We start from the raw sequence: 16,978 nt of genomic DNA, 5'->3' as shown, positions 1-16,978 counted from the left end.
CAACCGCAGGGACAGCGAGGCCGCGCGTGATCGCTCCTGCCGGTCCTGCCTCCGCTCCAAGCAAACCGCGGAAACCACTCGCGCCTGATGAGCGCGGCAGGCCTCCCAAAACGCTGCTGGGAGTGCCAAGCAGATAGATGTAAAACCTCCATCCTCGCTGGCTACCTCTCGAAGTACGATCTCCTTGCTTCCCCTCCGCTCGACGACCTCGATCCCGACGAACGCGAAGCCGAACTGACTCGCCGGGACCAAGACCGAATTCGTATCGTCAAACGCTTATCCTCCGCTCCTGGCGGTCTCCCTCTGAAGACTATCGTCTCGGAAGTGATCAAAGGCCAGAAGCCCGGCGAGTGTGAGCGCTTCGACGGCTCCGATTCTGACTACCAGTTCGCCTACCGATTCTGCAACAAGCTCCAAGACCGTGGTTTCGCGCGCAAGAAGGACTCTCCCGCCGGTAACGTCTTCGCGCCGACAACTGAACTTCTTGACTTGATATCAGACGGCATTCGTGAAACACACCACGCTACCGACGAAAACCTCTACGACAGAGAATTCGTCAAGCAGATCCTCAACTCCACGGATTCGCTTACTGACACCCAGAAAAAACACGCCGAGCGCTCTTTACAGAGCTACATCAACAGGGTCGACGATTACGAACTACTCTTCGAGACGGTCACCTACGACCGCACCGGCGAGCAGCGCCAGACGATGACCAAGCCGTACAAAACCCGCTTCAACGACTACGGCCGGATTGCCAAACAGTTCTCGAAGTTCCATGACGCGCTCGAATACAAGCTCGAGCACGCCGACAATGCTGTACTCGCTACCCTGACAACCGACCCCGGCACCTACACCGATGCCTCCAGGCCGAACCCGCGCCCCCTCGCTGATCAGATCTCGTCGATCAACCCGAATTTCCACCGCCTGACCCAGTATCTCAAATCAGATCCGTCGACGAAACTCGACACTCGCAGCGAGAACGTCGTCGGCTGGCGTCCCGATCTCGACGATGACGTAACCGGACGACCTCGTGAGAAACTGGACTACATCAAAGTGCTCGAATTCTCCGAGAACGGCTACCCACACTTGCACGTCCTGTTCTTCGACGTACCCACTCGCGAGAAAGACGGCATGCCGTGGCTGATCGACAAACAAGAACTCTCTGCGAAGTGGTCCGACTACGGACAGGGCCAGATCGTCGACACCTACCCGCTGGTGAAGCGCGACCTCGACGAGCTGGACGCCGACTTCGCTGGCGACTCTGAGCAGGGATTCGTCGACTGGTACCGATTCGGTGATCACGACCACTCCGACGAGTGGATAGCCGAGCGCCAGGACGCGCACGATCGCATCGATTTCGACGACCACAGCCAGCAGAAAGAGGCCACCGCAGGCGCATACATCGGCAAATACCTCTCAGCCGTGTTCGGCGGCCTGATGGAACAAAACGGCTCGATCGACGTGCCGGACGATCACCGCTATTCAGACAAAGCCGCCACCTGGAAGCTCGCGCTGTACTGGGCGACTCAGAAACAATTCTGGTCGATGTCCGAACGGCTCGAAAACAGCATCAAGGAATACGACCACAAGCGCGACGATCCCGACGTGGCTACGGCGGTTCGGTGGGCCACCCTCGACACGATCACGGCGGAGGCCCGCCCCGAAGTGCTCGACCAGTACGCTCGTCGACGAATCGAGTCAATCGACGATCTCGAAGATGACGTAGAAGAAGCACTGGGTAACATCGCCACCCCGAACGTCGAGTCGACGCTCGACGAGCCGGCGGAGTTCGGTGTGCTGATCAACTATCTCGGTGCCTATCCCGTCTGGAATCTGCCCACTGAGGAGATTTCCGCCCCTGAACTCGACGATACGACGACTGAATTCGGACAGGCACATCAACCGTTGAAATCGACGACTGATCGGCCACCGCCGATCGAGGAGTTCTGGAACTCTCACAGTGCCGAAACCTAACCATTCTGTGAGAAACATCTACAATTAGAAATACAGGATTTCATAGAACGATTCACAAGGTGGTTGTTTTCAGCGTCGAACTAGCTGAATACGCTGGTGAGTAGACGTGCATATTGAGTGCTTCAGCCACAGATAAGGGCCTCAAATGGATTAATCGAGCAAAATTACCCATCTCTACTCTTACATCTCTCATAAATTAGTAGATAAATCTCGTGCATCTCTCCTTCCGGCAATTGAGCCGATGGCTACACCTAGATTTCCACCAACTGCAGCACCAATTCCACCAAAAAACAACATACCGAAAACAGCGAAAGTTATCCCCGGGAAGAGAATAGCAATTGGGCTTGGTCCAGGAGTTTGGCTTGGATTAGAGGGGTTCATGTGCCTTCTTAGGAGAGTTATTGACAAATAATTTTTGTTTACTGTTCTTATCTATTAGCAGAAGGAGAGTAATAACCGATGATCGCTCTACACCTCGTTATTTAGCAGATACAGTTGCTGAATCCACTTTTTGGATGTTTTACTGTGTATCTGGTGGATTCCGGATGGGTTGTCACTCGTTGCGGTATGTGGGTGCCCTGTACTGATCGATTATGATTGAAAATATACATACACCAACTGCCCACTGTCTTCATAACTCATAGTAATCTCACACCCGCTATAATTATCCAATCGCATATCTCCTTATTTACTAGTTCTAGATAATAATCAGGTGTAGCATGGCTACTGACGAATCAATTCCCGAGGGATTCACGAAAGGCCCCTCGAACGATCGCGAACAGGACGTTGAAACAGTCGAACTCGAACCCGGCGAACAACTGCTCGGCACGATCGTCGACACGCACGAAGATGAAGGCGAGTACGGTCCGTGGGCGCGGCTCCGCATCAACGACGAGTCCCGCGGCCCGGTCGACTACTTCGCCAAAGACGAAGCGAAGACGATGTACTTCGCCGACGATCTCGCCATCGGTGACGACGTGTTCATCCGCAAAGAGGAGGACACCGCCGAGATCGACGGCAACGAGTACCACCCGACGATCTGCCGCACCCGCGAATAACTCCGAATAGCGCAGTTGGTCCCTGCGACATTCGGCCCTCCACTATGTCAGAACACGAATCCGGTCGATTAGTCGAAACGGTTCCTGCTGTCGCAGGAGTGGTCTTTTCCATCGCCTCAGCAGTGCAATTTCTCGACGGCACGTTCACGCTCGGCGCGCTGGGCTACCAGTTCTCGCCGGCACACAGCTACGTCGTCAGCCTTATCGCTCTCATCGTGGTGTTTGCCAGTTCTCGGACCAAGGACTGGGAATACTACGAGAGTTGGGAGCAGGTGCTGGTCGGCGTAACCATCCTAATTATGACTGCACATCAGTTCATACCGACAGTCGCACGTACAGTTTCGAACCAGAATCCTCTCGCAGGCTCGGTGGCCTTTGGCCTCGGCCTGCTCTCCTGGGGGGTGCTCGCCCGATGACGAGCACGAAAATGGAGGTGAACATGCTCGACTACGCCGTGTTCCCCTTCTACCTGATGGCCTGTGCTGTCTCGCTCGGGTTGCTCGGCAGCACCTTTCTCGGCTTCGATCTCGGTGCGTCGATCAACATCGGCGCAGGACACGCCTTCTCGGTCGCCAACATCGCGGCGATCGCCATGCTCGGCTACGTCGCCTACACGAACGACTGGGACGGCGGAGCCGTCTTCAATGGGATCCAGGGCTGGCTCGTCCTTGCGACGGTCGGCGTACTGATCGCGCCGCCGTTCTTCCCACTGGTCGCTGATACCATCGCCGCTGGTCCTGCTGCAATCGTCGCGCTGGCCGTCCAAGCGGGCGGCTTCATCACCTTCAGTTACTTCGGCTAACCACAACAATGATCGAAAAACTCACTTCCACGAAAGGCATCGCCCTCCTACTATCCGCCCTCCTCGTCGCTGGTGCTGCTGGCCCTGCTGCCGCAGCCGTGCTCGACGAGCAAACTGTCACCGTCGACGATCCCGACGCCGAGGAAATCGAGGCGACCGTCGAACTCTCCGGCAACGCCGGAACCAACAATGTCGCTCTCGAACTCGTGAACGACACCGACGGCTCGACCGTCGAGACCGTGGCGCTCGAAGGCTCTTCCGGTGATACGGTAACTGAAACGTTCACGGTCAACTCCTCCGGAAACTACACCGTCTCACTCACTGCTGACACCACTGGTGTTGCGACACTCCAGAGTGCTGAGACCGTTGATTCTGCTACTGGCCTTTTCGGATCTTCCTCGAAAGACCAGCAGTTCCTCTGGTTCGGCGGTGTCGGCGCGGTCGCGGTGATCGGCGTGCTCGGATATAGGGAATACAACGATGACTATTGAATCACCAGATCCTCGGATGAGTCGGCGGGCGCTGATGCAATCCGTCGCTGCGGGTACAGCCGTAGCTGGGACCGCCCACCTTTCTCCGTGGTCGCCTGCTCGTGCTTTCGACTTCCGAAAGGCTGCCGATAACACAATAAAGGCACCAATCCGTGGCTCGGTGTGGGTGGTCAACCAACTCACTGGTAACGGCTCCACCAAATCCGCTGAGGAAGCATCTCAAGAGGCCGAACAATCAACCCAACACCAAATACTTCATCAGGCTGCGGATACCCGCGCAGAAACGACTGCTCGAACTGTATTGGAATCTGATAGCTTCTTCGGGGATGAAGGTCTCAACACCATCGGCGGACTGAAACAGATGGCTATTGAAGAAGGCCAAAAGGCTGCGAATGATGCCATCAATAACGGCAAATCTGAGTCCGAGGTAACCAATGCTGCCCACTCTCGGGCTGGAGACGTATTTGCGCCGTTACAGTCCACTCTCATCAAAGAGTGGAATACCGCAGTACAGGAACTCGCCTCCTTCATCAACGAGATCGGTCCGAAAACTGCATACGATAACGATATTGCAGTCACAAAGGACGATACGACCGATGCAACATGGCCTACGGCTTCGGTCACTCCTGCTCCTGCCACTGCTGATGGTGTTTCTGATTCTGACAAATTGACAACCGTAACACTCGCTGACGGTTCTTCCAAGGATGTTCTTTCTCTGATCCGCACCTTCGGAACGGATGATCCCAGCCCATCGTCGTCCGATATATGGGACCAATGGAGTCCTGTCACTACCTCTAAAGACTCTCCTCTTAGTGCCAAAATCTTTCCGCCTTCTAGTAGTGAATCAAAGGTTCTCTACCTCGATAATCCAGAGTGGACGAAACTCTGGAACAAGCTCGAAACTGAGTACGACAATGTTGAGAGTGAACTAACGACTTGGGTCAGCAATACCTATAGTGAAGTCCAGAGTGGCGATATCTCAACTGAGGAACTTTATACCTCCCTTGATGTTGCTAAAGATTCGGTCGAAGGTGAAGATACTCCTCGAGCAGTTACCGATCTGATCGCGTTGAATGTCCCGGTCGAATTAGACCGAAAAGTTGCCGTCGAGTATCAAGATGATGAGGGTCGCCCGATCACGTGGACTTATTCGGGATTCTTCTCTGCGACCAAATCCCCATCGAACGGCTTCGATGCCGGTACGACCTACACCCCCAACAGCACTGATCCTACCGTTGGGTCTGTGTACCTTGCCGCTCACACATCCGACATCCGCGGAAAGTGGACGGACTACAAGCAGGCTGTTGATGGTGGAATTGTGACGCTCAATCAAGAACCGATTAAGAACTACACATATCGGATCACAACAGCTGACGACGAAACTGCAACCCTTGGTTATGGTGACTTCGCAGCCAACGGCTCAGGCGGCTGGGAAGGCGACATATCTGAGCAAGTTGAAAATCCGATTACAGAGGTTGCTCAAATTGATATGTTCGTTCCCGAGGGCGTGGACGAGTACGTTACGGTCCACTTCAAGCAGGATTTCAAAATTGTCGAAATAATCGACGAAACTTCAGGTGAGACTTTCGACAATGTTGAAATAGATCGGCCTGTCCCCTCTGATCCCACCGACTACCAAACTGAAGAAGACTTCAAGCAGGCCGCTGAATCGCGTCGCCAACTCTACAACGATCTCGAAGAATTGTTCGAGGAGGTCGAGGCCTCAGGCGGCAGCAGTGGCGGCAACTGGTGGGATAATCCATTCTCCTTCCTCTCGAACATCGGGAACGGAGTTCGGAACTTTACCACCATGGTCGTCATCGGCATTGCCGCGATCTTCGGTATCTCACTCCTGAACTAAGATGATCCGAATGCTCACCAAGGGCCTGCTTGGTGTGCTGACTGTCCTGATCGCCCTCTTTTTTGTGGGCGCAGTGATGATCTCAGCACCAGCCTCGGCTCAAGAAAACGTCTCGCAGAACCAAACCCAACCGACTGAACAGTACGACACCCTCGGCGATCTCATCGTTCACTCCGTCGAATTCAACGGAAACGGAAAAGACACGACTGCCCTCGTCACGGTCACCTGGCGCGGCGAAACTCCTGAACAAGTCACTTTCACGCAACTCCCGCGCGGAGACTCCAACGACGTGCTGATGTCCCGACAGCGGGTGCTCCCGAACGAGAAAACCGAACTCTCCGTCGATCTCGTTTCGTCGAAAGAACCGCTGGTCATGTACACCGACCAGTCGATCAAGCAGCAGCGTGCCCTTCGCCTCGACGACTCCGACGACTTCCTGATCTCTGGTCCGTGGGATTCGACCGACGCCCAGATCACTGGCGCGGCTGGCTTACTCTCCGGCCTGTTCGTCACTTTCGCGTTCGCGTGGCGTCGAAGCAGCCCCGCAGCACAAGATCCGGAGAAGAAACTATGACCGGCGATACCTCCAACCGCGAACTACTGGTTCGTTCCCGGTGGTTCCTGCTCGCGGTCGCCCTCGTCGTCATCCTCGTGCTGTCGATCTCCTACTGGCTGGTTGATCCGTCGCTGCCGTCGATCGGGCGCGAACTCAAATTGTTCGCGATCGCCTTCGTCGTCGGCTCGATCCTGGCGGCGGCCCCGGCTACCAAGCTCGTCGACTGGCTCCATACACCAGATTCCAAATACCTCGTCGAGTACGATGCCGAAACCGACGAGTTCGAGCTGTGGGAGATTCCAGCCCCTCAGTGGCGGTCCCTCGAAATCGAGGACGAACTTCACCAACTGAATGCTTCGGAACCTGTCTACGAGGTCAACGACTACGACCCGGACGAGCAAGTTGCGACCGGCGTTTGGCGCGGTTCGGCGTCCGATCTCGAACTGATCCAGCACCGGGAAGCCGTCGCCGAAGTGCGCGGCGACCTGGAAGACCTCGCTCGTGAAGGGCTGGCGATCCGCGCGAAACAGTCGTCGATCGTCCGCGGCGCTGTCGCTGACATCGTGATGGAATTCGTCGCCGATTTCGAGGAGGAATCGACCTACTCGGGAACTCAGATACAGCAACGAGTCGATTCGGCGCTCGACGAGTTGGACGAAGAACCCAGCGACCCCGATGACGACCAGGACGACGAGGACGACCCGCTGCTCGACTCCTTCGCACAGACTTCTGACCGCCCTGATTCCGACACCGAACCCAACAAAAATGGAAACAAGTGACCGCACCTTCTCGGCTGCAAAGCTCCGCGAATACGTCAACGACGACCTCGGAGAGAATGACGATCTCTACGGACACACCGGAATAGTACACCCTGAATCGAAGACCCAAGAAATGCTGTCCTTCCTCGAAGGGATCTACGACCCGCACCAGGAGGGACTGCCGCCCGACCTCCAAGACACGAAAGCCGCGCAGACACTCCGCCGGACTGCGGCCAGCCGACACGTCGGCAGCGAGGTCGAGGATACTCCCGCCTTCGCTGTCGGCGTCACTGAGAAAGACGTCGACGTGTCTCCCGCGCAGGCGTTCTCACAGATCCAGAACTCGATCATCAACAACGGCGCTCCCTACACTGCCGTCTTCTTCGGTGGCATGAACAGCGGCAAGACGAGTACCGCCCTGCTGTATTCCGAACTCTGGAAGGATCTCGTCGGGCTGAAATACGATACTCGGAAGGAGCCGGTGATCCTCTCGAACGCTCGAAGCCTGTCGATCGCGGACTACTGCCTGCAAAACGTAGAGGAGTTCCGGCGGCACCTGTTCGGCGCTGATGGCTGGTTCGAGTCCGGCGGCGAGGACGGCACGCCACCCGTCATCGATCCCGATCGCCCGAAGCTGTGGATCTTCGACGAGTGCAGTACGCACTTGGACGCCCGGACGAATAACTACGAAGTGGCGAATCACTACACGCCGCTGCTCAAACGCTTTGCCAAGGTCAACACTGACGCGATCCACATCGGTCATTCCGGCTACGACGTTCACAAGGAACTGCGACGACCGACGATCATCACCGAGTTCGTATTCAAGACCGAGGTAAAGACAGCAGAAGTGTACGAGGACATGATCGAGGACCAGGGCAACACTCTCAAGTACGAACTCACCGGCGTCCCGGATACGTCGGTCTCCTACGACCCAGACGATATGGCGCCGTGGTCGTGGGAGTAAAGCCCGGTTTCGTTCCACAGCTCTCTGACCACAACCTGAGTTGTCCGATCCCCTCCGTTCTCGCCTCGATCACCCCGAACACCCCACCCGAAGCACCAAGCCTGCTTGATTTCTCCTCGTATCGAGCGCATTTCCGTATTCTCCTCCGTCCGTCTGTCCGTCTCTCTGTTCTCACGTCGAGACGATCGGGCCGACCGACAACAGCCCGGCCAACCACCGCAAGCGAGGACCCCCCGCAGTTGCCCCCCTCCCATGGGGGGCCGAGGAGGGACCGGAGCGCACCCCCCAAGCGGAGCGCAGGGGGGATTCTTCAGCGCGAAAGCCCGGCCTTTGCCCGGAACGTGGGTTGCGGTAGATTGCTGTCTAATACTCAAAGTTTTCTCACTCGGAGAATAGCAATTTCTACTTTTACTATTAAGACCATATTGTGCGTATGAGCTTCAAAGAAGCAGTTCGTCTAGTACTCGCAATTATAGCGCTAGTTACGTTACTACCTGCTGTTGCGTTCTTTCTGTATCAAATCTACTTTGGCAATCCACAACCGACTGATATAGTAACATTAACCGAGCTTGCCGTTCTCCCATGGTGGTTGCCGCTTGCCTCTGTACCAATTTTGCTTGCAGCATTCCTACTTATTGCTGAATGGGCAGATGCACTGGAATTTCTCTGACGTTGGATACACAGCTAAACGCTGTTATTTGGGTACCTAAACCAGTTTTGTTCAGTGAATCGCCAATTTTTAGTTCCTCTATTCGATTCCTAAGCGTTGTCACTGGTGGATTTAGCGCACACAAAAAAGAAATGCGGAATCTCAGTTAGTTTGAGGAATCTTCGTAGATGATCGTTGAGTCCTGGTCCGACGGGTTCCAGACAATCTCAACCTCCCAAGAGGTGATTTCAGCGTTTGAGCCGTCTGGAGTGACTACAATCGAATCACCTGCAGTAGCGTCGGGATCTATGCTTGTCATATCCAAAGACGCACCACTGGTGTCTGTACCATCCAGATCGGTCCCTGCATCATCTTCATCTAACGCAACGCTTGTACTCAAGTCGTCGCTATTTCCACTCTCCTCGACCGTCACGTCAAGCTGAAGCTCAGAGACGCTACCGTCGAATTCATCTCCTCCGGTGATGTCGAAGGTCAACTCATCAGTTGAGAAGTCCGATTCAATCGTTGGGGTAGGTGCTGGATCACCCTGATCGCCCAATCCGAGCACGAATGAGGCGATAACAGCCGCGAGGATCACGGTGATCGCAACCATCAGGATCACACCAATCACTGGGCTGACTGCGCGGTCGTCGTCGCTAGTGAAGTTGAGTGATCGCATCGTTATGAGGAGTCACTGTAGATGACTTGGGAGTCCTGGTCAGATGGGTTCCAGATAATCTGAATCTCCCATTCGTCACTTGAAGGATCAACTGAACTACTGGGATAGTCGGATACGGAACCACTCACATCCACACCGTTTATTTCGACAACATTGTTGCTGCTCGATGTGTTGATCGCGATTGAGTCACCCGCAGTCACTTCATCAAGTTCATCTCCGGCATCGAGAGCAATATCAATATCTTCGCCTCCGATCTCTCCTTCAATTGTGGCGACGCCTGCGTCAAAGTCATCACCACCAGTCACGTCAAGCTGAAGTTCGTTAGTACTCGTACTCGTCTCAACCGTTGGGCTCGGTGCCGGGTCGCCTTGGTCCCCCAGACCAAGCACGAACGATGCAATCACGGCCGCGAGAATGACCGTGATTGCGACCATGAGGATGACCCCAATCACTGGGCTGACTGCACTGTCGTCGTCTATTAGTAGCTGTTTCAGTTGCTGCATTTCCGTTTTGACGCGATGATAGAATTACATATAAACCCCCATGTTCGATTAGCAGATTTGAGATTTGAATTCGAACTGCGGACGGTATTCAGGGCAGAAATACCAATTTCACAGTCAGAAAAAAGCGTTCCGTCTTGCGGTTTGGATCATCGACAGAAATTCAGGAATTCAGTCACAACAAACTCCACTCGAAGCTAAGTCGAAATCAACTCTGAGAATTGGTATCTATCACGACCGTCTTGGCTGGGGCGCAGATGGTTTCGACTGCCCCGCCGGAGAGGTGAATCTCAGGTTCACCGCCGCGTCTGATCTCTTCATCAGTGAGTGAGGCGAACAGCCCGCGGAGTTGTTCAAGATACGCTTGTGGCCGTTGCTCACGGATCGACCGGGCGTCAGCGGCGTAGTTCGGTCGTTCTGAGCCTCTATTCGCAATATATCGGGCTGCAAATTCCCGACGAATCTCTTCGGGAGCGAGCGAGAGATAGTTTGGAAGGCCAAACGTGGCGTCCGCTTTCCGCCCCTTTGGTGCGCCGAGTGCGTGGAAGAAACGGCCCGCCGGCGCTGATGGACTTGCTACGCGGATTTCACTGGGTTTGTCGTCATGACCCGTTCGGGTAGCCTGATAGTTCAGCGCGGCGCGGTCACACAGCGTTTCGATCCGTTCACGCATCTCGGCGGTGTCAAAAATGAAGTGAGGCTCCCAGCCAGACCGAATGCCGCCCGAGGAGTAGATCCACGCCAGCAGCTCATTCAGTGCCGAGAATAGGTCCCCGGTCCAGGAGAGATCGAACCAGCCCAATTCATCGATTGTTTCGGCTTGGCTGTATCCCCGCGGCTGACTGCCGCGCAGCCATCCGTTGATCCGCCCTTCGGGGAGATCGAGGCGGCGTGAGAGAACCCGCCCGCCCGTGTCCGGGTCATGTGACCGATGAGCCATAACACGGTCGTACTGCTCGAATTGACGGAGAGGATGCGGCTCGTCGGCTTTCGCGTATGTCTCAGCGAACGCCGACACGAGGGTGTGCCTCGACGTAATGTCCATATCCCTCCAGAAGAGCAGAAGGTGTCTAAAACTACCGAGATTATATTTTCGGCCGACTCAGACACGGAACCGGAGTGAATGATGCTAAATTCGTCCCGGTTTCGGATAGTTCTCTACATCCACATCGCCGGTCAGGTACCGCTCGCCCCATGTCGTTAGTTCTACCATGTCCTTGTCCCGCGTGAGGAATGCGACCAGATCGGCCTCGGCAAGGACTTCGCACCGTTCTTGTACCTGTGTCTTCGTCGCGTGAATTCCCGGTAGTTTCGACATCCTCTGAGCAGTTGAGTACGATTCGTCGTGGAGGTGTTCGAGGATACGATCATCGAGAGACCATTGCCACTGGGCGGTTTTTCTGATTGTCATATTTCTGGATTACACGTCGTTTGTCCCCTGATCGCCAGCAGACGCACCCGCCCCCCCGTTGTTGTTGATATAGGCGTGTTCTTCTGCATCGTATTCTTCTTCCAGATACGCCTCTCCTTCTTCGCTCAAAATATAGGCTCCATGCCCAACGTGTTGTAACAGTCCGTTCTCTGCAAGCGTCTTACAGCGCCTTGCGATATGTGTCTGGGAGATTCTAATTAGCCCGCTTTCTTTCAGTTCCTTCGGTGTTCCCGAGCCGTCGTTTTCTTTCATCCATTCGAGAATGCGGTCGTCCCACACGCTCATCCACGAACCTGACCTACGCATTGCTCGCATTTCCACCCCGAGGCACCTAATAGATTGTATGGGAACTAAACAGAGCCGTCGTTACATTTATGTTGTCAGTACCTATCTGTGTAATTGCGGGTCACCTGCTGATGGCTCTCGTTCATTGAAAACGGGCCGTGCTGGAACACGGCCCAAATGGTGGCTCCCTCCGCAACCATGCAAGATGGAACCACTGCGGGGCAACAGCCCCGCACGGCATCTGACGCCTCGACTGTTGAAAAACCTAAGGAGTCGTTCGTTTCCCCTCTGAGTCCGTCCCGAGGTGAGTCTCGTGCAAACTGAACTCACCTCTTTCGAGTCGCCAGTTTCTGCGACGATCGAACGAATCCAGCGCCGCGCACGGATCGTGCTCGACCAGGAGGAAAACAATGACTGACGACCTCGACCCGATCACGCCGGATGCCGCCCTCGAATACTACCTCGACGCCCGCCGGTACGATCTCGCTGAATCCACACTCCGAAGCCATGGGGCACGCATTCGGTCGTTCGCTCGCTGGCTAAAAGACAACGACATCAACAACATGAACGACGTGGACCTTCGGACGGTCCACGAATACCGCGTCTACAAGCGCGAAGACAACGGCGAAAGTGACCCCTGCAACGACGTGACGATGCAGGGCCAAGTATCGACTATCCGCCGCTTCCTCGATCACCTTGCCGACATTCAGGCCGTCGACGAACGAGTACCCGAACGCATCCGACTCCCGACCGTCGACGGTGACGGAAGTAGTGATGATCAGCTCGAATCTGGCCGAGCAAGCGCGGTTCTCGATTTCCTCCGGTCGTACCGCTACGCTTCCCCGGAACACGTCACCCTGCTGCTGATGTGGCGAACCTCTGCTCGACGCGGTGGCGTCCGTGCGCTCGACCTCGAAGACTTCGACCAGGACGATCGAGCGCTGGCCTTTCGACACCGACCGGATACCGGCACCCCGCTGAAAAACGCCGAAGCCGGAGAACGGGACGTTTCGCTCTCGGAACCTGTCGCCACGGTCATTTCGGACTACATCGACAGCCCGAACCGGCACAATGTCGTCGACGACCACGGCCGCGATCCCCTGCTCACAACCGAGTATGGCCGTCCGGCCCTGTCGACCTATCAAAACTGGATCTATCGGGTGACCCGTCCCTGCGTGATCGGAGAGACGTGCCCCCACGGATACGAACCCCCGACCTGCGAATTCATGAATCACGACTCAGCACATCGCTGTCCGTCATCTGTCTCACCGCACGCTGTCCGAACCGGCTCGATCACCGCGCTTCGAGATGCCGGAACACCTCGCCAAGTCGTCAGCGATCGCGGCGACGTGAGCGAAAAGGTACTCGAAAAACACTACGACAAAGCCTCGAAGCGCCAGAAGATGCGCCGCCGTCGTGAACATCTCCCGGGTGATTTCTAATGGCTGCACTGTCCCCACCCGGCCAGGTTCGAAAGTATAGCCCGCGTTGGCCCACTTTTGCGGGAGACAATACGAGGAGCGACGCGACGAGTATTTCGACCGTGAAAAGTGAATCCGAGCGGATTTGAACCAGGGAAGTCGCAGCGTCGAACGGAGTGAGACGACCGTCTTCCCGTGGTTCACAATCCGCGTTGGCCCATGCCTTTTCCGCATGGTTCTTAGCCGAACAGAATTCCGTCCGTGGGTGGCTAAAGCGACGGTATTCTTCGGATTCGAGTTTTCGAGAGCGGAATCTGAATGGTGAGTTCAACAGATTTGCGGTTGAACTCCACACCGTCGGGCGGTTTCGGTAACCGAAACGAACTGGGACGGGTGCCGCAAGTAAAACGGCCGCCGTCGAGTGAGACGTGCCGAAACGCGGGGGAGTCCTCCCGGTCGTGTCGCCTCTGGCGTCAGGACCGTTCTCGTCCACCCGAACTTTTTTTAAATTTGCTTTCGCAGAATAATGAGTATAGTTGACAAACAACATGCAGTTGGATGGGCGGAAAAAGACAACTCACAGATATGATCGACCTAGAAGACACGTTCATTATCGACGCAGTCGTTCACGCGTACAACCTCGACTCGTCGAACTACAGGAACGAACAGCACGCACAGGGAATTACTGAAATGATCTTTGGCACCGTCGATGCCGCCTCGCCACCGGGGTACCGTGTGACACGCGATGGGTACATCCGGGATTGGACCGTCGACGAGACAGCGAATATGCTCTTCGTCGAGAGCAACACCGACATGGCGACGTTCCAATCACTCCCGCTGTATGCCTTCCACGACGGACTGACGGCGAACGAGAAGGCCGTAGAAGCCGACGAGAAGTATGGCGACCGCTTCATCAACTTCGCTAATATCGACCCGCTTCGTGACGGCTGGGAGGAGTCACTCGAAGAGCAGGTCGATGCGCTCGATCCCGTCGGGCTGAAACTCTACCCCTCACACTGGGGCGAAGAATTCCACGAAGGGTGGCGCATGGACGACGAAGAGGTCGCCTATCCCGTCTTCGAGAAGGCAAAGAGTCTCGGGATCGACCTCATCGAAGTCCACAAAGCGATTCCGTTCGGCCCGGTCCCACGAGATCCGTACCACCCTGGAGATGTCGACGATGCGTGCGCTAATTTCCCCGAACTCAACTTCGGCATCGTCCACGGTGGACTCGCATTCACCGAGGAGACTGCGTGGCAGATGGCCCGCTTCCCGAACCTCCACATCAACATGGAAACGCTCGGGGTGCAACTGGCGGCCAACAAACGAGCCTTCGCGGAGACGCTGGCGAAGATCATCGACATCGGCGGCGAAGCCGTCCTCGACCGGATGTACTGGGGGTCCGCCGCGATGGCGTATCACCCACAACCGGAACTGGAGGCACTTCGAGACTTCAGTTGGCCCGAGGATCTCAGCCAGCGCGGCATCGCATTTGGCGACATGCCCGAGATCACGGACGAGCACAAAAAGAACATGCTCGGCCGGAACTACGCCGACCTCATCGGTCTCGATATCGATGCGGCCCGCGAGCGTATTTCCGATGACGACTTCAGCAGAGAAGTTGCCGAAGGTGGGCTTGCAGATCCGTTCTCGCGGACGAACGCCGCCGCGGAGGTGTACTGACGTGGCCGCAAACGATTCGCTGGCGCTTCAAGCCCGCAACCGACTGGATGAGATTGTCGATCCGTGCAGTGAAGCCCGCGGCACCGATATCAGTATCGTCGAGATGGGGTTGTTGAAATCGATCGATGTCTCTGACGGGCACGTCCACATCGACCTGCGCATCACGTCGCCGTCGTGCATGATGGTCGGGTACTTTATCGAACAGGCAGAGAAGCGGGTTGGGGCGCTCGACGGAGTCGAAGAGGTGACGCTTACGACTGACGCCGGCATGGACTGGCGTGAAGAGATGATGGCCGAGAGCGCGCTGGAACAGCGGCAAGAACACCAACAGGCACTCGCTGACAAGTACAAACAGGAGCAGTCGGACTCGGGGGCACAAGCGCAGTCAGTACCAATCTCAAAGAAGTAGGTTGTGCGTGCGCACAAGTCAGCGGCGTTGAATTCCTTTTTGATGAACCAATAGATCCGTTCGATGAGCAGCAATCGGGTAACTGACTCGCTGTGATTCGCCCTCACGAACGAGCGTTTGGGAAAGTCAGTGTGACTTCTAGATGTCCCGCATTTCGTCGTTGACCCGATCCAGACTTTCCTCGATACCCCCGATCCGCTCGACCTGTTCGTCGTTCGCGTCGGCGATGTCGGCGGCCGCATCGGCCACGCCGCTTGCTACCTCGGCGATTTCGTCGATCATGCTCGCGATCTCCTCGGCGGATGCCGCTTGTTCGTCCGTCGAGGTGGCGATTTCGTCGATTCCCCGGTCGGTCTCTTCGATAGCGTCGAGGATCGCCCGCTGGTTTTCGACCATGCGTGTCAGGTTCTCGGCGACCTCCTGAATCTCGGCGTTGGTCTGTTCGACGTTGTCGGCCGTTTCGACGGTCATCTCCCGTACATCGTTGACGATATCGTCGATCTCGTCGGCACGGCGTTTCGATTCGCTGGCCAGGTCTTTGATTTCGTCGGCAACGACGGCGAACCCGTCGCCGCTTTTGTCCGCACGCGCCGCCTCAATGTTGGCGTTGAGCGCGAGCATGTTCGTCTGATCGGCGATGTCGTTGATCATCGCGACGATCTCGTCGATTTCGTCGACACGCTCGCGCAGCGTGTTGGCGTCTTCGGTGACGCTCTCAGCGGACTCCGCGACACCTTCGACCCGGTCGATCGACTCCTCGGCCGTGTCGACGGACTCGGCGGCCAGTTGTTTGGCCTCGGTACTCTGACTGCTGACCTCCTCGGCACTCGAGGCAATCTCTTCGACGGTCGCACTGAATCCCGAGACTTCTGACTGGACCTCGTCGAGATTGCCGGCCTGTTCGTCGGCGTGGTCGCTAATCTCGCGGGAGTTTTCGGCCACCTCGCTGGCACTCTCCCGGAGTTCGGCGATGCCGCTCTCGACTTCTCCGGAGAGTTGTTCCTGAAGGGCCTGGATCTGCTCGCGCTGTTCGACGATCTCAGTCACCTCGCTGAGCATCTCGATGACACCGATCACATCGCCCGAGGGCCCGGTGATCGGGACGGCGACAACCTGTGAGTGCGTCATCGAGCCATCAGCCGTCTCGGCAGATCTGATCTGCTCTTCCCGAACCGCCTCGCCGGTCCGGGCGACAGTTTCCGCCAGCGTTTCGTCCTCGCCTTCCGTTCCGAACACGTCGTAGGCGTTGCGGCCCAGCACTTGTTCCCGCGAAAGGCCCATCAGTTCCTCTATTGTGTCATTCCAGTAGATGATCGCCCCGTCGGCGTCGATACCGAACGTCGCCTCTGGGAGATCGCCGATTAAACTCTCGAAAGCGTGTCGCCAAAATTCACCCGTATCCTCCGTCTCCGCCGGTTCCAGTGTCTGCGTATCTGATGTTGTCGCCATTTGCGGG

At 56.1% G+C, this 16,978-nt stretch carries 20 protein-coding genes and 1 pseudogene; 13 read left to right on the top strand and 8 right to left on the bottom strand.

Features of this window, described 5'->3' with window-relative positions; translation table 11 throughout:
* The first annotated feature begins 87 nt into the window (after window positions 1-87).
* A complete protein-coding gene (locus V8P86_RS13895) occupies window positions 88-1,974 on the top strand; it encodes a DUF8148 domain-containing protein (protein ID WP_336327884.1) in 1,887 nt (628 codons plus the stop codon).
* A gap of 189 nt (window positions 1,975-2,163) precedes the next feature.
* Here V8P86_RS13895 and V8P86_RS13890 read toward each other — a convergent pair whose 3' ends face one another.
* A complete protein-coding gene (locus V8P86_RS13890) occupies window positions 2,164-2,355 on the bottom strand; it encodes a hypothetical protein (protein ID WP_336327883.1) in 192 nt (63 codons plus the stop codon).
* Between the two features lie 338 nt (window positions 2,356-2,693).
* Here V8P86_RS13890 and V8P86_RS13885 point away from each other — a divergent pair, with 338 nt between their 5' ends.
* The 9 genes from V8P86_RS13885 (at window position 2,694) to V8P86_RS13845 (ending at window position 9,134) form a co-directional block, all read left to right on the top strand.
* Window positions 2,694-3,032 (top strand): hypothetical protein, encoded by a 339-nt coding sequence (locus V8P86_RS13885; RefSeq protein ID WP_336327882.1) that lies wholly within the window; start codon window positions 2,694-2,696, stop codon window positions 3,030-3,032.
* Window positions 3,033-3,076: 44 nt separating this feature from the next.
* Entirely contained in the window at window positions 3,077-3,448 is a 372-nt protein-coding gene (locus tag V8P86_RS13880; protein ID WP_336327881.1) for a DUF8023 family protein, read from the top strand.
* Window positions 3,445-3,834 (top strand): DUF8023 family protein, encoded by a 390-nt coding sequence (locus tag V8P86_RS13875; protein WP_336327880.1) that lies wholly within the window; start codon window positions 3,445-3,447, stop codon window positions 3,832-3,834. Before V8P86_RS13880 ends, V8P86_RS13875 begins: the two co-directional genes overlap by 4 nt.
* Before the next feature lie 8 nt (window positions 3,835-3,842).
* Complete coding sequence (locus V8P86_RS13870) at window positions 3,843-4,325, top strand: hypothetical protein (protein ID WP_336327879.1); 483 nt, start codon at window positions 3,843-3,845, stop codon at window positions 4,323-4,325.
* Entirely contained in the window at window positions 4,315-6,186 is a 1,872-nt protein-coding gene (locus V8P86_RS13865) for an Env/VP5 family phage fusion protein (RefSeq protein ID WP_336327878.1), read from the top strand. Before V8P86_RS13870 ends, V8P86_RS13865 begins: the two co-directional genes overlap by 11 nt.
* A 1-nt stretch (window position 6,187) precedes the next feature.
* Entirely contained in the window at window positions 6,188-6,760 is a 573-nt protein-coding gene (locus tag V8P86_RS13860; protein WP_336327877.1) for a DUF8063 family protein, read from the top strand.
* Window positions 6,757-7,521: a DUF8125 domain-containing protein gene (locus V8P86_RS13855; protein WP_336327876.1), complete on the top strand. Its 765-nt coding sequence runs from the start codon at window positions 6,757-6,759 to the stop codon at window positions 7,519-7,521. The genes V8P86_RS13860 and V8P86_RS13855 overlap by 4 nt, the downstream gene beginning before the upstream one ends.
* Complete coding sequence (locus V8P86_RS13850; protein ID WP_336327875.1) at window positions 7,508-8,464, top strand: hypothetical protein; 957 nt, start codon at window positions 7,508-7,510, stop codon at window positions 8,462-8,464. Before V8P86_RS13855 ends, V8P86_RS13850 begins: the two co-directional genes overlap by 14 nt.
* A 433-nt stretch (window positions 8,465-8,897) precedes the next feature.
* Window positions 8,898-9,134: a hypothetical protein gene (locus V8P86_RS13845; RefSeq protein ID WP_336327874.1), complete on the top strand. Its 237-nt coding sequence runs from the start codon at window positions 8,898-8,900 to the stop codon at window positions 9,132-9,134.
* A 145-nt stretch (window positions 9,135-9,279) separates the two neighbouring features.
* Here the strand turns inward: V8P86_RS13845 and V8P86_RS13840 are convergent, their stop codons facing one another.
* The 5 genes from V8P86_RS13840 to V8P86_RS13820 all read right to left on the bottom strand — a co-directional run bounded on the left by V8P86_RS13840 (window position 9,280) and on the right by V8P86_RS13820 (window position 12,030).
* Window positions 9,280-9,726 (bottom strand): type IV pilin domain-containing protein, encoded by a 447-nt coding sequence (locus tag V8P86_RS13840; protein WP_442909407.1) that lies wholly within the window; start codon window positions 9,724-9,726, stop codon window positions 9,280-9,282.
* Between the two features lie 68 nt (window positions 9,727-9,794).
* Entirely contained in the window at window positions 9,795-10,295 is a 501-nt protein-coding gene (locus V8P86_RS13835; protein ID WP_336327872.1) for a type IV pilin domain-containing protein, read from the bottom strand.
* Window positions 10,296-10,500: 205 nt separating this feature from the next.
* The gene (locus V8P86_RS13830; RefSeq protein WP_336327871.1) at window positions 10,501-11,337 is read right to left on the bottom strand and encodes a hypothetical protein; all 837 of its coding nucleotides are present in this window, start codon (window positions 11,335-11,337) and stop codon (window positions 10,501-10,503) included.
* Between the two features lie 84 nt (window positions 11,338-11,421).
* The gene (locus V8P86_RS13825) at window positions 11,422-11,703 is read right to left on the bottom strand and encodes a winged helix-turn-helix domain-containing protein (protein WP_336327870.1); all 282 of its coding nucleotides are present in this window, start codon (window positions 11,701-11,703) and stop codon (window positions 11,422-11,424) included.
* Window positions 11,704-11,712: 9 nt separating this feature from the next.
* A complete protein-coding gene (locus V8P86_RS13820) occupies window positions 11,713-12,030 on the bottom strand; it encodes a winged helix-turn-helix domain-containing protein (protein WP_336327869.1) in 318 nt (105 codons plus the stop codon).
* 389 nt (window positions 12,031-12,419) lie between these two features.
* On the opposite strand from V8P86_RS13820, the gene V8P86_RS13815 reads away from it, so the two are divergent.
* The 3 genes from V8P86_RS13815 to V8P86_RS13805 all read left to right on the top strand — a co-directional run bounded on the left by V8P86_RS13815 (window position 12,420) and on the right by V8P86_RS13805 (window position 15,522).
* A complete protein-coding gene (locus V8P86_RS13815) occupies window positions 12,420-13,451 on the top strand; it encodes a tyrosine-type recombinase/integrase (protein WP_336327868.1) in 1,032 nt (343 codons plus the stop codon).
* Between the two features lie 564 nt (window positions 13,452-14,015).
* A complete protein-coding gene (locus V8P86_RS13810; protein ID WP_336327867.1) occupies window positions 14,016-15,113 on the top strand; it encodes an amidohydrolase family protein in 1,098 nt (365 codons plus the stop codon).
* Between the two features lies 1 nt (window position 15,114).
* Entirely contained in the window at window positions 15,115-15,522 is a 408-nt protein-coding gene (locus V8P86_RS13805) for a metal-sulfur cluster assembly factor (protein ID WP_336327866.1), read from the top strand.
* A gap of 138 nt (window positions 15,523-15,660) precedes the next feature.
* Here V8P86_RS13805 and V8P86_RS13800 read toward each other — a convergent pair whose 3' ends face one another.
* Together V8P86_RS13800 and V8P86_RS18955 are read right to left on the bottom strand one after the other, a co-directional pair.
* Window positions 15,661-16,569, bottom strand: coding sequence for a methyl-accepting chemotaxis protein (locus tag V8P86_RS13800; RefSeq protein WP_442909409.1), 909 nt, complete (start codon window positions 16,567-16,569; stop codon window positions 15,661-15,663).
* Window positions 16,552-16,971: pseudogene (locus V8P86_RS18955) on the bottom strand (PAS domain-containing protein); the annotation flags it as partial. The gene V8P86_RS13800 and the pseudogene V8P86_RS18955, both read right to left, overlap by 18 nt.
* Window positions 16,972-16,978: the final 7 nt, after the last annotated feature.

This window comes from Halovenus anhuiensis (assembly GCF_037080055.1).
Lineage (GTDB): Archaea > Halobacteriota > Halobacteria > Halobacteriales > Haloarculaceae > Halovenus.
This window is presented reverse-complemented; position numbering and strand designations above follow the sequence as displayed.